Genomic DNA, 12,745 nt, shown 5'->3' with positions numbered 1-12,745 from the left:
GCTGGGCGCATGAGCACGCGTGAGCTGACCCTGGCCGACTTCGAGCAGACCGTGAGCGGCGAGGGCATCGTCCTCGTGGACTTCTGGGCCGCGTGGTGCGGTCCGTGCCGCCAGTTCGCGCCGGTGTTCGAGAAAGCGTCCGAGGCCAACCCCGACATGGTCTTCGGCAAGGTCGACACCGAGGCCGAGCAGCAGCTGAGCCAGATGGCGGCGATCACCTCGATCCCGACCCTCATGCTGTTCCGCGACGGCCTCCTGCTCTTCAACCAGGCCGGCGCCCTGCCGCCCCAGGCGCTCGACGACGTGATCCGGCAGGCCCGCGAGCTCGACATGGATGCCGTACGCCAGGAGATGCAGGCCGCGCAGGAGGCCGCCGCCAACGGCCCGCAGGACGAGGTCGGCCTCGACGACTTCGCCGCGGCCCACAGCCAGGGTGCGTACGTCGTCGACGTCCGCGAGGCCGACGAAGTGGCCGGCGGCCGCGTGCCCGGAGCGGTCCACATCCCGATGAACGAGGTGCCCGGACGCGTGGCGGAGCTCCCCACCGACCAGCCCGTCTTCGTGGTCTGCCAGTCCGGCGGGCGCAGCCGCCAGGTCGTGGACCACCTGCGCGCCCAGGGCGTGCCGGCCGTCAACGTCGCCGGCGGCACCGGTGGCTGGGCCCAGCGCGGCTGGCCGCTCGAGCGCTGAGCCGCTAGAGCATCCGGCGCAGCACCGCCGGGCGCAGGTTCGTGGACAGGTGCGCCGCGAGCGCGGCGAAGAAGGCGATGTGGGCGCCGATGTGCAGCGGGAGCCAGGCGTCGTCGCCGGTGCCGACCAGCACCAGCCCGGACAGCGGGACCAGCACCAGCAGCGACATGAGGGCGCGCTCCGTCCACGTGGCGAGCCGCCGCTGCGCCGCCGAGAGGTGCTCCGACCACGGCGGGAGCCCGGCGACCCGCCGCCACAGCGGACGCACCACGCCCAGCGCCAGCACGGTCAGGCCCAGCACGAGGTGCAGCTCCGCGAGGTCGAAGCCGCCGCCGACCAGGTCGTAGGAGTCGGCGCGTGCCTCGCACGCGTCCTCGAGCCGGTCGAGCCGGTCCTCGAACGCGTCGCTGGTGTCGCCACCGCTGAGCTCCTCCCCCGGCGGGTCGCACCCGTCGTCGAGGTCGAGGTTGTAGCCGACGACGAGCTGGGCGGCCACCGCGAGGACCGTCAGCCAGTGCAGCAGCTTCTGCGATCCGCGGTAGCCGCGGACGGCGCTGGCAGGACCGGTGGGGTCGGACATCCGGCGATGCTAGAGGCTGCCGACGAGGTGCCGGGCCCCTCCCCCGGGTGGGATAGCCTCGGCGCGTGCTGATCAGCGACTCCCGGAAGGTCCTCTTCGTCCACGTCCCCAAGACGGGCGGCGTCTCGGTCGAGGAGACGGTCAAGGAGGCCTGCCCCGACGCACGGAAGGCGCGCGTCCCGATCGGCCGTCACGCGACGCTCGGCAAGATCATCAAGCACGAACCGCAGGTCGTCGACTACTGGACGTTCGGCTTCGTGCGGAACCCGTGGGCGCGGATGGTGTCGTGGTACTCCATGATCTCCGCCTGGGACCGGCGGCACGGCCCGAGCAGCGGCAAGCCGCAGGACGTGAAGCACGGCTCGATGCGCGACGGCAACGACATGTGGCGCGCCGCGGCGGCGTACTCCGGCTTCGACGAGTTCGTGATGCGTGGCACCGAGGAGCTGCCGCGCGTCGGCGTGCCGCAGATCCGCTACCTCCGGGCGCCCAAGCTCGACCGTGAGGTCGACTTCATCGGTCGCACGGAGAACTTCGTCGCCGACCTGCAGCAGGTGCAGGTCCACCTCGGCCTCGAGCCGTCGACGCCCGTGCACAAGAACAAGTCCAAGCACGGGACCTACCACGACTACTACACCGACGAGACCCGCAAGCGGGTCGCCGAGGTCTACGCCGAGGACATCGACCTCTTCGGCTACACCTACTGAGCCGTCCCCGACAGGTCCGGCAGGACCGTCCCGCGGGCGCCCGACCACTGGCCGGTCGCCTCGAGCCGGCGCCACACGTCGTACTCCGGGGCGAAGTGAGCGACCAGCGCGGCGCGCGTCTCCTCGCCCAGGTCGCCCCGCTCGGCGGTCGAGGCGTTGCGGCGCTCGAACTCCAGCGGCACGCCGAGCCGCTCGCCGAACCACGCCGCCCAGACGTCGGGGCGCTCGACGCTGAGGACCCGGTCCACCGCGACGGCGCCCTGGGCGTGGATGAACCTCGCCGGGCGCCCCTTGGGCACGGGGGCGTCGCCGTCGCCGGCGAGGTAGAGGCGGGCGAACTCGTCGAAGGTGAGGTCGGCGGTCGACTGCCGGCTGTCCTCGCGGGCGCGGTAGCGCCACCACGACTCCAGCCAGGCGATCGGCTCGCGGAACATCGTGACCAGCTCGTAGGACTCGCGCGGGTGGCCCTGCGCGGCCAGGTCGTGCGCCTTGGTGTGGACGAAGCCGCGCGCCGGCAGGTGCTTCTGGCCGGGCGGTGCCGCGACGACCTCGGTGGCGTACGGCGACAGCGTGCGCTCCAGCGACGTGCTGGCGGTCTTCGGCAGGGCGAGCAGCACGAAGTCGCGGCCGGCGCCGAGGCCGAGGAACGTCATCACGCGCCCGATCATCCCCCATCGACCGCTCCTCCCGACCGCCCTGTCGGTGGGGCCTGCCACGGGTGCGTGGGCTAGCCTCGCGCCCGTGCTGATCTCCGACTCCAAGCGGGCACTGTTCGTGCACGTGCCCAAGACGGGCGGGGTGTCGGTCGGGGTGGCGTTCGCCCGCTGCTGCCCCGACGCGCGCAGCAAGACCCCGGGCGTGAGGCCGCCGCTGGGCCGGCACGCGCCGTACGAGCGGATCCTGCGCGCGGAGCCGCAGGTCGCCGACTACTGGTCCTTCGCCTTCGTCCGCAACCCGTGGGCGCGCATGGTGTCGTGGTGGTCGATGATCCACGACTGGGACCTCGCCCACGGCCCCGCGAGCGGCAAGCCGCAGGGCGCCGCGGCCGAGCGGATGCGCGGCAACGACATGTGGCGCGCCGCGGCGGCGTACTCCGGCTTCGAGGAGTTCGTGCTGCGCGGCACCGAGGAGCTCCCGCGGGTCGGGCGCCCGCAGGTGGACTACCTGCGCGCGCCCGGCCGCGAGGTCGACTTCGTCGGACGCACCGAGAGCTTCGCCGAGGACCTGCAGCAGGTCGAGCGGCGGCTCGGCGGCGAGCCGACCCGCGTCCCGCACCGGAACAAGTCCCCCCACGGCAGCTACCGCGACTACTACACCGACGCGACGCGTGCGAAGGTCGCCGAGGTCTACGCAGCGGACCTCGACGCCTTCGGCTACACGTTCTGAGACCGGCCGGGCGTCAGCTCGCGCGGTACTGCTGCCAGGCGTCGCTCATCCGGGCGACCTGGCCGGAGGTGAACTGGTACATGCAGGAGTCCTGCGTGTAGTCCATGTAGTTGTGGATCGGGTCGAGGCCCGGTGCGGTGCACGTGTCGGCGCCGGTCGGGCAGTCGAACTGCGGGGTCGCCTCCGCGGGCGTGTCGGCGACCTGGTCGCCCTTGCCCTTGCAGCCGCCCTCGAAGGTGTGGAAGAGCGCCAGCCAGTGGCCGACCTCGTGGGTCAGGGTGTCGCCGAGCGCGTACTTCCCGGCGGTGCCTCCCGGCATCGACTCGTCGAGGATCACGACGCCGTCGTTGCTGCTGAGCTTCCTCGTGGGGAAGGTCGCCCAGCCGAGCAGGTCGTCGCCGATGTTCGCGGTCCACACGTTGAGCGTGTCCTTGCCACCGACGCGGGTGGCGGCCTTCATCTGCTTCTCGACGTTGCCAGGGACCACGCCGTACCAGGCGTCGTTGTAGGAGAAGTCGATGCGCTGGAGGGCGAACCGGAAGGGCGTGGCGGCCGACGACTGCGTGCCGGTGCGGCCGGCGTAGGCCTCGTTGAGCACGTCGACCTGGGCGTTGACCAGCGAGGTGAGCCGGTCCTCGGCGGCCGAGCCGTTGCCCTGCTCGGCGGCGGGGAGGACGACGTGGAAGTACGTCGGGACGGTGACCGCCCCCGCGGCGAGGGTGCTGGCGTCGGCGAGGCTGAGGTACTGGTCGCCCTGGCCCGCGAACAGCTGGGGCTCGAGCTGCTTGGACCCTTCGCGGACCCGGGCCGACGCCGACTCGCTGTGGTCGTCGGCGCAGGCAGCCGCCTGCGGGGACGGAGCGAGGGCGGTGGCCGGCACGGCGGCGGTGGCCGAGAGGGTGGTGGCGGCGAGCGCCATCGAGCCGGTCACCACGACGGAGCGGAGGAGACGGGAGTGGTGCATTCCGAGATCACCTGTCTGTTGGGAGGTAGGTGCCAGCAACCTAACCGGACGGTCAGGAAATGGACAGGGCCTTCGCCCTTCCCTCGCCTCTTCCCTCCGCAGGGCGGGGCTGCGACCCTTCCGCCGTGGACGCACTCGACTCCTGGACCCGATCCGAGCACACCGCCGACGTCGCCGGCACCCCGACGACGCACCCGGTCTGGCGGCGCGGCAGCGGCCCGGGGGTCGTCGTCGTCCACGAGATGCCCGGCCTCACCGCGGGCGTGATCCGGTTCGGCGAGGAGCTCGTCGACGCCGGCTACACGGTGCTGCTCCCCCACCTGTTCGGGCCGGCCGGACGGGAGTTCAGCAACCTCGACGTCGCGCGGGTCTTCCCGCGGGTCTGCATCAGCCGTGAGCTCACGACGATCGCCCGCGGCGAGACTACGCCGGTCGCAGGATGGCTGCGCTCCCTCGCCCGCGCGCTGCACGCAGAGGTCGGCGGGCCGGGCGTGGGCGCCCTCGGGATGTGCTTCACCGGCGGGTTCGCGCTGGCGATGATGGTCGACGAGTCCACCGTGGCGCCGGTCGTCTGCCAGCCCAGCGTCCCGTTCATCGGCCTCCCGGGCCGCGCCGCCGACCTCAATCTCTCGCCCGCCGACGCGGAGGTCGTACGACGTCGCGCGGCCGCGGGCTGCGCCGTCCTCGGCATCCGCTACGCCTCCGACCCGCTCCCGGGCACCCGGTTCGAGACCCTCACCTCGCTCATCGGCGACGCCTTCATCAAGGTCGAGCTCGAGGGCAAGGGCCACTCCACGGTCACCGAGCAGCGCTCGCAGCGCGCCGTCGACGCGGTGCTCGACTTCTTCGGCGAGCGGCTGCACCCCTGAAAGGACCCTGGTCTGGAGGCGGACCCCACGAGGTCGCCGACCGGTATCCCGAGACCGGGATCATCGAGAACTACGGCGAGGGCCAGTGCCGAGACGTCCACTGCATCGACTCGGGGCGTTAAGGCCACGAAACGTGCGGGCCATCCAGCGTCCACAGCCGTTCCCAGTATCCGTGGCCTTCCGGATTCGAGAAAAGATCGTCCTGCGCGACCCCACCTGCCTCTTCCCGTGGTGAGCCCGCCGCGCCCGCGAGGCCGACGTCTACCAGCCCGACCACGACCAGGACGACGAGGACGACGAGGACGACGAGGACGACGAGGACGACGAGGCCGACGAGGCCGACGAGGCCGAGACCGCGAGCAACGCGGACAGACGATCACCAGCAACTTGGCTAGTTCTTCGTACATCCTCGTAGTGAAAGTCGGAGATGCCGCGACAACCCTGAGTAGGGCATATAGCGAAGATCGAAGCGATCGTCCGAGGAGGCACCTACTATGCGGCCATGAGCAACCTCGGCGCCGAACCAACACCCGAAGATATCGCTACAGTTCAAAACGTTCTTCAGCTTTGGAACTCGGGAAACCAGCCAGCCGCCGTCGACGCTCTACGCCCATACGCAGAAGAGAAAAGGCCTTGGGCTGTCGGATTGATCTGCTGGCTCTCTGTGCAGTCGGGCTACCCCAGTGTCGAACAAGCAATCCCGCACGCTAGAACAGCGTTAGAACTTGGCATGCCATGGGTCGCCACCTATCTCGCAAACAACTTGATGGCCCACGTAGCAAGCGGGCCACACTTGGCTGATCTGGCTATGGAGCTGTTCGAGAACAGCGCACCAGCGCCCTTCGGCATGGATCCAGTGGGACAAGGATGGAATCTATTGTCCCAAGGCCGACCCACTGAAGGTCTGAAACTCATGGGCCTGACATGGCAGTTGCCGACTTCCGCTGCAGGTTGGGAATCATTTCTGACGACCGCCAGGAACAAGATGGCGGAATTGGACGTGTTGATCGTGTCCGCTCAGCACCAGCACGATCAGGTACAGACAACCGCGGCAAGCAGCATCGTTGAGATCAACCAGCGTAAGGACGAGCTTGAGACAAGCGCCAAGCAAGCAGGACTTCTCGTCTCGGCTACTGTCTCGGACGCGACCAACGCACTGTTTAAGGCGGATGCGGACCGCAACGAGGGTGAGTCGAAGACCGCATGGAAGTGGGGTCTAACTGTGCTGGGAGTTGCCGCGGCCATCGCGGTGCTTCCCTTGATCCTGCACTATTGCGGCGTGGGACCAGAGTACTCGCAGGCTGGCCTCATTGGTGCACACGTTGCGTCGACTGCGGCCCTTGCCACGGTGGCCGGCGTCGTGTTGGCGCGTGCGCGTTCCAGGGACCTAGCGCGCCAGCGCGCGAATGACTTGTCCACAGCGATGGGGACGATGATCTCGTACAGCAATCAGATCCACGACCCAAGCGAGAAACAGCGTTTCATGATGACCATGGGCCAATTGGTGCTTCAGGCGCACCTAACCGCGGGGAGCGGGGCTCACGTCAAGGACGAGTCGCTAACGGGACTGCTAGCGCTGGCGAACATTATGCGAACGCCTGCTAGCGGATCGACGCCCAGCGCCTAGTGGAGACCCGCCGCGGCTGAGCCCGCGCTTCACATGAATTGGCAACGTAACTGGGGGGTGGTTCGAGGCGCAGTCCGCGCGCAGTGGAGGGTGAAGGTGCATCTCGGGTCGCCAAGGGCCCGAGCGGCCGCCGCGCCCGGGACGCTCGAGTGGACCAGCCCCCACGGCCACCGCTACCTCCGCGACCGCAACGGCACGGTCCTCTCGAGGGGCGGGTCCGGCCGGAACGTCCTAGTCCGTCCGGGGGAGCCGTACGACCAGGTCGCGCTCCTCCGGCTTGACGCCTGATGACCGCATCGCTGCAGCTCGCGGCAGACCGAGGTTTGCCCGTCCCCGACACGCCATCGACCAGGAAGTTGCTCTTACGCACGGAACGAGTATCTCCTCACGATCCTGCGTCCACGAGCGCCCGCACGCGGTCGAGGTCGATGTTGTAGGGGCGATGCGCGTCAGGACCCACGAGGCGCCCCGGTTCAGCCAATGGGCCGGGTCCTGGTCGGGCCGCAGGTCGACGACCACGTAGAAGCCGGGCCGCGGGGCGTGCTGGGCGACCTCAGCGGTGACCCGGTCGAGGTCGGCCGGGCCGTCGAGCCCGATCACGAAATACCCCTCGTGGCCCGCTACGCGCCGGAGAGGCGCCCGGTTCCCGTAGCGGCCAGCGAGCCAGACTGGCACCCGCGGCGCAGGACGGAACCGCACGTCCTGCGCGGAGTAGTGCTCGCCAGCGTGGTCCACCTGCTCGCCGGACAGCAGCCCGGAGAGCACCGCGAGCCTTCGTCGAGCATCCGTCCGCGCGTCCGCGGGTCCGCCTCGTCACCGAAGGTGCTGAACTCCCCCATCCAGTCGTCGCCGAGGCCGAGGCTGAGCACGAACCGTCCGCCCGAGAGCGCGGCCAGGCTGGCGCCTGCCGGGCCAGCACCTGTGGCCGTCGCCGCGCCAGCGGCGTGACCATCGGCCCGAGCAGCAGGCGCTCGGTGCGCATCGCCACGGCCGCACAGCACGTGCAGACGTCGGCGATGTCGCTGGCCCGGTCGCCGTGAGAGCAGGTGGCCCCAGACCAAGAAGCCGGCCCAGCCGGCCGCGTCGGCCGACGCGGCGAGCTCAACGGCCACTCCTGGGTCGGCGAGCTCGTCAAAGGGGCGACGAACAGTCCGCAGCGGGTGGTCAAATGGCCCGATGATGCCCGTCGCGCTCGTCACCCCAGCGAGGCGATCAGCCGGCGCACGGTCTCCAGCGCGCCGCGCGCGATGTGCGGCGCGGTCTCGCGGTAGTACGTCGAGGCGCTGATCGAGGGCGCCAGCGCGAAGCCGCGCGCGCGGCGATACGCCGCCTCGTCGAGGCCGACGGTGGTCCGGTAGAGGTCGGCCGCGGACTCGGGCAGATAGCCCCACATCGCGTTCAGCTCGATCGCGGGGTCGCCGCGACCGGCGGCGCCCCAGTCGATCACCGCGGCCAGCCGGCCGTCGGCGACGAGCAGGTTGCCCTCGTGGAGGTCGCCGTGGAACCAGCAGGGCTCGCCGTCGTACGCCGGCGCGGCGAGGGCGTCCGCCCAGACCGCGAGCACCGCGTGGCGCGAGACCTCCGTGGGGTCGGCCCTCGCGGTCCACTCCTGCACCCACGGGTCCAGGGCGACCAGCGGCGCGCCGCGGCCCTCGGTCGTGACCGGGCCGCCCAGCCCGGGCACCGCCCGGCACTCCTTCACGAACGACCCCAGCGACACCGCCCACTTCTCGGGGTCGAAGGTCTCCGGCGTCGGGTTGGCCCCCTCGATCCACGGCACCACCGTCCAGTGCCACGGGTAGCCCTCGCCGGGCAGCCCCAGGGCGACGGGCGACGGGATCGGCAGCGAGAGGTGCGGCGCGATCCGGGGCAGCCAGGTGTGCTCGAAGAGCACGGCCTCCGCCGGCCCGGCGATGCGCGGCATCCGCACCAGCAGGTCCTCGCCGAGCCGGAACAGCTGGTTGTCGGTGCCGATCGGTGGGAGCCGTCGCAGCGGCAGGCCGGCCCACTCGGGGAGCTGGGCGTCCACCAGGCGGCGTACGGTCCGGTCGTCGATCGCGATCTCGTCTGCGTGCATCCCACTCATCGGACGGCAACCTAGTACCGACGAGTAGGTTTGGTCGCGTGAGTTTCCTGCGCCGCCAGGCCATCGTCGCCGCCCTGACCGCCAACGCACTCCGCCCGCCGCGCGGGCGCCGCTCCGGGCTCGCCGCCTTCCCTGTCGGGTGGGTCTTCGGCGAGACGGCGCCGCAGATGCTCGCGCTGACCGCGGTGGACGCCGTGACGCACCTGACCAAGGGCCGACGGGCCGGGTGGCGGGCCAAGGCCGGGCTCGCCCTCGCCGGGGCGAGCGCCCTCGGCCTGTCCCGCATCGTCCGGCAGAGCCGGCAGGCGAAGGACGGGTTCGAGGACGCGCTCGTCCAGGGCCTCGGCGTCGACTACGTCGAGCAGCTCGACGAGGTCCCCTCGCCTGCCGACCTCGCGACGCCGTGGCGACGCCTGGCCCGCCCGTTCAGCTTCGCCGACGACGGCGTGAAGGTGATCCGGAACCTGCCCTACAGCGAGGCCGGCCGGCGCGGCCACCTCGACATCTACCTGCCGGCCGGCCAGGACGCGATCAAGGACGCGCCCGTGCTGCTCCAGGTGCACGGTGGCGCCTGGACGCTCGGCGAGAAGGAGCACCAGGGCCGGCCCCTGATGAACCGGATGGCAACCAAGGGCTGGGTCTGCGTCGCGATCAACTACCGCCTCGCCCCCCGCGACCCGTGGCCGGCGCACGTCGTCGACGTCAAGCGGGCGATCGCATGGGTCAAGGACAACATCGCCGAGCACGGCGGCGACCCCGACTACCTCGTCATCACGGGCGGCTCTGCCGGGGGCCACCTGGCCGCGCTGGCGGCGCTGACGCCCGGCGACCCGGCGTTCCAGCCGGGGTTCGAGGACGCCGACACCAGCGTCCGGGCGGCCGTGCCGTTCTACGGCGTCTACGACCTGGCCGGCTCGACCGGACTCGCCAACGCCATCGGGATGCGCGACTCGTTCCTCGGTCCCCGGGTCATGCAGACGACGTGGACGGACGCGCCCGAGGTCTACGAGGCGGCCTCGCCGATCCTGCGGATCACCCCGGAGGCGCCGGACTTCTTCGTCATCCACGGCGAGCTCGACAGCCTGGTGTCGGTCGAGCAGGCCCGGATGTTCGTCGCCGACCTGCGACGCGCCTCGCGGAGCTCCGTGGTGTACGCCGAGGTGCCGGGCGCCCAGCACGCCTTCGACGTGTTCCACTCGATCCGCAGCGCCCACGCCGTCCGCGCCGTCGACCGCTACCTCACCTGGCACTGGAACACCTGGCGGCACGGCCTCGAGGCGGACAGCGGCGTCGAGCCCGAGGAGATCTCCGAGCTCGACGACCGCGTGGGCTAGCCGGCCTGGGTGATGAAGCCGACCTGGTTCCCTGCCGGGTCCGTCATCAGCGCCAGCGAGGTGCCGCCGCCGACCGCGGTGACGGGTCGTACGACGGTCCCGCCCGCCGCCTCGACCTCGGCGACCTTCGCCTCGAGGTCGTCGGTGCTCCAGTAGACGACCGGGCCGGTCATCTGGTCGCGCTCACCGTTCGGGTTGAGGCCGATCTTCTGCCCGTCGAGGTTGAAGCCCACGTAGTAGGGCGTCTCGGTGTGCGGCTCGGCACCCCACGCGACCTTGTAGAAGGCCGTGGCGGCGGCGAGGTCGGGGGTGGGGATGACGATGGTGTGGTTGCTCATGACGTGCTCCTGTGTCGAGTGGGACGGGGCGGTGGCCGCCCCCACCCACCTGACGGTCGGCAACGCGCCGGTGTGACCGCACTAGGGTCGTCCCCGTGATGACGCCGTGATGCCAGCCGACCTGCTCGACCACGCCCGCGCCGCGAAGGGCTTCATGCCCGAGGACGAGGGCGCCCTCCTGCACCGCTGGGCGCGGGAGCGGCTGCCGTACGGCCCGGCGCTCGAGGTCGGCACCTACTGCGGCAAGTCCGCGATCTGGCTCGGCGCCGCTGCGCGCGAGGTGGGCGGCACGGTCTTCACCGTCGACCACCACCGCGGGTCCGAGGAGAACCAGGCCGGCTGGGAGCACCACGACGACTCCCTCGTCGACCCCGACCTCGGGCTGATGGACACCCTGCCCACCTTCCGGCGCACGATCGCCGACGCGGGTCTCGAGGACGAGGTGGTCGCCGTCGTCGGCCGGTCCGCCACGGTGAGCCGGTGGTGGCGCACTCCCCTGTCGTTGCTGTTCATCGACGGCGGCCACGGCCAGGAGCCCGCCCGCGCCGACTTCCGCGGCTGGGCCCACTGGGTCGCGGCCGACGGGGTGCTGGTGGTCCACGACGTCTTCCCCGACCCCGCCGACGGCGGCCGGCCGCCCTACGAGGACATCTACCTGCCGGCGCTGGCCAGCGACGCGTTCACCGAGGTGGAGGCCCTGGGCTCGATGCGGGTGCTACGCCGTACGTCCGGCGACGCCGGCGACCCGCTCTGAGTCGCACCCGCACTCGAGCCCGATCTCGGCGAAGTCCGGCGCGAGCGTGGTGCCACGCATGATGTCGGCACCCGGCGTGCCGTCGGACAGCGCGTCGACCGCGAGGACGACCGCCGCTGCCGTGTAGGTGGTCTGCTCGTGGGGCCAGTTCACGTCGTCGGGGAAGACGTAGCCGGTCCAGTAGGAGCCCTCGTCGGTGCGCAGGTGCTGCATGTCGGCGAGCAGCCGCAGCGCCCGCTCCCGGTCGCCGATCGCCTCCAGCGCCAGCACCAGCTCGCAGGTCTCCGCGCCGGTCACCCACGGGTTGGCGGACACGCAACGGATGCCCAGACCGGGCTCCACGAAGGTGTCCCAGCGCTCGGCCAGCAGCGCGTGGGCCGCCTCCCCGCGCACGGCACCGCCGAGGACCGGGTAGTACCAGTCCATCGAGAAGGTGGACTTGTCGAGGAACAGGTCGCGGTGCGCGCGCAGCGCGTGGCCGAGCCGCCCGCCGGCGAGCTCCCACTCGACCTGCGGCTCGCCCACCAGGTCGGCGAGCGCGACGCCGGCCCGCAGGGCGTGGTGGATGCTCGACGAGCCCGCGAGCAGCGCCTCCTCGTTGACCTTCGCGGGCGCACCCTCGTGCCACTCCTGCGACCAGGCGACGCCGCCGAAGGGCAGCTGCATCGACACCACGAAGTCCAGCGCACGGCGCACGGTCGGCCACATCGTGCGGACGAAGGCCTCGTCGCGGAGCACCAGCCAGTGGTGCCACACCCCCACCGCGACGTACGCCGACATGTTGGTCTCGCCGGAGTGGTCCTCGACGACACCGCCCACGATCTTCATCGGCCAGGAGCCGTCGGCGCGCTGCGTGTCGCGGACCCACGCGTAGGCGCGCTCGGCCCCCTCGCGCTGCCCGCCGACGACGAGGGCCATGGCCGACTCGACGTGGTTCCAGACGTCGGTGTGCTCGCCGACCGACCACGGGATCGCGCCGGACGGCTCCTGGACGGCGGCGATCGTGGCGGCGGTCTGCTCGACCTGGCCGCGCGTGAGGATGTCCTCGATCGCCGGGGTGGCGCTCATGCGTCCGCGGCGGCCGGCCCGGTCACGGGCTTGGTGAAGTACAGCACCATGCTCTTGCCGATCAGGGGGTCGAGCACCTTGCCGGCGAGCTGGAGGGCCCGGGGGTTCTCCATGATCTCCCACACCAGCAGCTTGTGGTACGCCCTGGCGAGCGGGTGGTCGTCGTTGGTCACGCCGACCGCGCACTTGATCCACCAGTAGGGCGCGTGCAGTCCGTGGGCGTAGTCCTTGCCGGTGAAGGTCATCCCCGCCTTCGTGACCTTGTCGACCAGCTCCTCCTGCGTGTAGATCCGGATGTGGCCGCCCTCGACGTTGTGGTAGTCCTCGGACAGCTTCCAGTTC

Annotated in this window: 14 protein-coding genes and 1 pseudogene; 7 read left to right on the top strand and 8 right to left on the bottom strand. The window is 71.1% G+C overall.

The genetic code is table 11. From position 1 onward, the window contains the following. Positions 1-9 precede the first annotated feature (9 nt). Positions 10-690: a thioredoxin gene (trxA, locus tag Q9S36_RS44320; protein ID WP_311291134.1), complete on the top strand. Its 681-nt coding sequence runs from the start codon at positions 10-12 to the stop codon at positions 688-690. A gap of 4 nt (positions 691-694) precedes the next feature. On the opposite strand, the gene Q9S36_RS44315 is transcribed toward trxA, so the two are convergent. Then, the gene (locus tag Q9S36_RS44315; protein WP_311291133.1) at positions 695-1,270 is read right to left on the bottom strand and encodes a cytochrome b/b6 domain-containing protein; all 576 of its coding nucleotides are present in this window, start codon (positions 1,268-1,270) and stop codon (positions 695-697) included. A 65-nt stretch (positions 1,271-1,335) separates the two neighbouring features. Here Q9S36_RS44315 and Q9S36_RS44310 point away from each other — a divergent pair, with 65 nt between their 5' ends. Further along, a complete protein-coding gene (locus Q9S36_RS44310) occupies positions 1,336-1,977 on the top strand; it encodes a sulfotransferase family 2 domain-containing protein (protein WP_311291132.1) in 642 nt (213 codons plus the stop codon). On the opposite strand, the gene Q9S36_RS44305 is transcribed toward Q9S36_RS44310, so the two are convergent. Further along, positions 1,971-2,633 (bottom strand): hypothetical protein, encoded by a 663-nt coding sequence (locus tag Q9S36_RS44305; RefSeq protein WP_311291131.1) that lies wholly within the window; start codon positions 2,631-2,633, stop codon positions 1,971-1,973. The two genes, Q9S36_RS44310 and Q9S36_RS44305, sit on opposite strands and share 7 nt — an antisense overlap. Positions 2,634-2,718: 85 nt before the next feature. Between Q9S36_RS44305 and Q9S36_RS44300 the strand changes: the two genes are divergently transcribed. Further along, positions 2,719-3,363: a sulfotransferase family 2 domain-containing protein gene (locus Q9S36_RS44300; protein WP_311291130.1), complete on the top strand. Its 645-nt coding sequence runs from the start codon at positions 2,719-2,721 to the stop codon at positions 3,361-3,363. 13 nt (positions 3,364-3,376) lie between these two features. On the opposite strand, the gene Q9S36_RS44295 is transcribed toward Q9S36_RS44300, so the two are convergent. Further along, the gene (locus Q9S36_RS44295; RefSeq protein ID WP_311291129.1) at positions 3,377-4,327 is read right to left on the bottom strand and encodes a zinc metalloprotease; all 951 of its coding nucleotides are present in this window, start codon (positions 4,325-4,327) and stop codon (positions 3,377-3,379) included. Between the two features lie 125 nt (positions 4,328-4,452). Here Q9S36_RS44295 and Q9S36_RS44290 point away from each other — a divergent pair, with 125 nt between their 5' ends. Both Q9S36_RS44290 and Q9S36_RS44285 read left to right on the top strand, forming a co-directional pair. Next, positions 4,453-5,196: a dienelactone hydrolase family protein gene (locus tag Q9S36_RS44290; protein ID WP_311291128.1), complete on the top strand. Its 744-nt coding sequence runs from the start codon at positions 4,453-4,455 to the stop codon at positions 5,194-5,196. Positions 5,197-5,698: 502 nt separating this feature from the next. Further along, positions 5,699-6,823, top strand: coding sequence for a hypothetical protein (locus Q9S36_RS44285; RefSeq protein ID WP_311291127.1), 1,125 nt, complete (start codon positions 5,699-5,701; stop codon positions 6,821-6,823). Between the two features lie 231 nt (positions 6,824-7,054). Here Q9S36_RS44285 and Q9S36_RS51725 read toward each other — a convergent pair whose 3' ends face one another. Both Q9S36_RS51725 and Q9S36_RS44280 read right to left on the bottom strand, forming a co-directional pair. Next, complete coding sequence (locus Q9S36_RS51725) at positions 7,055-7,588, bottom strand: LLM class flavin-dependent oxidoreductase (RefSeq protein ID WP_396653964.1); 534 nt, start codon at positions 7,586-7,588, stop codon at positions 7,055-7,057. A gap of 430 nt (positions 7,589-8,018) precedes the next feature. Then, positions 8,019-8,909: an aminoglycoside phosphotransferase family protein gene (locus Q9S36_RS44280; RefSeq protein ID WP_311291126.1), complete on the bottom strand. Its 891-nt coding sequence runs from the start codon at positions 8,907-8,909 to the stop codon at positions 8,019-8,021. A 38-nt stretch (positions 8,910-8,947) separates the two neighbouring features. Between Q9S36_RS44280 and Q9S36_RS44275 the strand changes: the two genes are divergently transcribed. Continuing rightward, entirely contained in the window at positions 8,948-10,243 is a 1,296-nt protein-coding gene (locus Q9S36_RS44275) for an alpha/beta hydrolase (protein ID WP_311291125.1), read from the top strand. Here the strand turns inward: Q9S36_RS44275 and Q9S36_RS44270 are convergent. After that, positions 10,240-10,581 carry a VOC family protein gene (locus Q9S36_RS44270; RefSeq protein WP_311291124.1) on the bottom strand — a complete coding sequence of 114 codons (342 nt, stop codon included), beginning with the start codon at positions 10,579-10,581 and terminating at the stop codon, positions 10,240-10,242. The genes Q9S36_RS44275 and Q9S36_RS44270 overlap by 4 nt on opposite strands. Before the next feature lie 109 nt (positions 10,582-10,690). Between Q9S36_RS44270 and Q9S36_RS44265 the strand changes: the two genes are divergently transcribed. Continuing rightward, a complete protein-coding gene (locus Q9S36_RS44265) occupies positions 10,691-11,335 on the top strand; it encodes a class I SAM-dependent methyltransferase (RefSeq protein WP_311291123.1) in 645 nt (214 codons plus the stop codon). Here Q9S36_RS44265 and Q9S36_RS44260 read toward each other — a convergent pair. Both Q9S36_RS44260 and Q9S36_RS44255 read right to left on the bottom strand, forming a co-directional pair. Beyond that, positions 11,297-12,403, bottom strand: coding sequence for a prenyltransferase (locus Q9S36_RS44260; protein ID WP_311291122.1), 1,107 nt, complete (start codon positions 12,401-12,403; stop codon positions 11,297-11,299). The genes Q9S36_RS44265 and Q9S36_RS44260 overlap by 39 nt on opposite strands. Continuing rightward, positions 12,400-12,745 (bottom strand): annotated as a pseudogene (locus tag Q9S36_RS44255) (SAM-dependent methyltransferase); the annotation flags it as partial. The gene Q9S36_RS44260 and the pseudogene Q9S36_RS44255, both read right to left, overlap by 4 nt.

This window comes from Microbacterium sp. ARD31, from assembly GCF_031844425.1.
This window is presented reverse-complemented; position numbering and strand designations above follow the sequence as displayed.

What these genes read in the sequence shown, in the direction of transcription:
- Q9S36_RS44295 (WP_311291129.1), bottom strand. Translation starts at nt 4,327, where the DNA reads ATGCACCACTCCCGTCTCCTCCGCTCCGTCGTGGTGACCGGCTCGATG.
- Q9S36_RS44270 (WP_311291124.1), bottom strand. Translation starts at nt 10,581, where the DNA reads ATGAGCAACCACACCATCGTCATCCCCACCCCCGACCTCGCCGCCGCC.
- Q9S36_RS44265 (WP_311291123.1), top strand. Translation starts at nt 10,691, where the DNA reads ATGCCAGCCGACCTGCTCGACCACGCCCGCGCCGCGAAGGGCTTCATG.
- trxA (WP_311291134.1), top strand. Translation starts at nt 10, where the DNA reads ATGAGCACGCGTGAGCTGACCCTGGCCGACTTCGAGCAGACCGTGAGC.
- Q9S36_RS44315 (WP_311291133.1), bottom strand. Translation starts at nt 1,270, where the DNA reads ATGTCCGACCCCACCGGTCCTGCCAGCGCCGTCCGCGGCTACCGCGGA.
- Q9S36_RS44260 (WP_311291122.1), bottom strand. Translation starts at nt 12,403, where the DNA reads ATGAGCGCCACCCCGGCGATCGAGGACATCCTCACGCGCGGCCAGGTC.
- Q9S36_RS44285 (WP_311291127.1), top strand. Translation starts at nt 5,699, where the DNA reads ATGAGCAACCTCGGCGCCGAACCAACACCCGAAGATATCGCTACAGTT.
- Q9S36_RS44280 (WP_311291126.1), bottom strand. Translation starts at nt 8,909, where the DNA reads ATGAGTGGGATGCACGCAGACGAGATCGCGATCGACGACCGGACCGTA.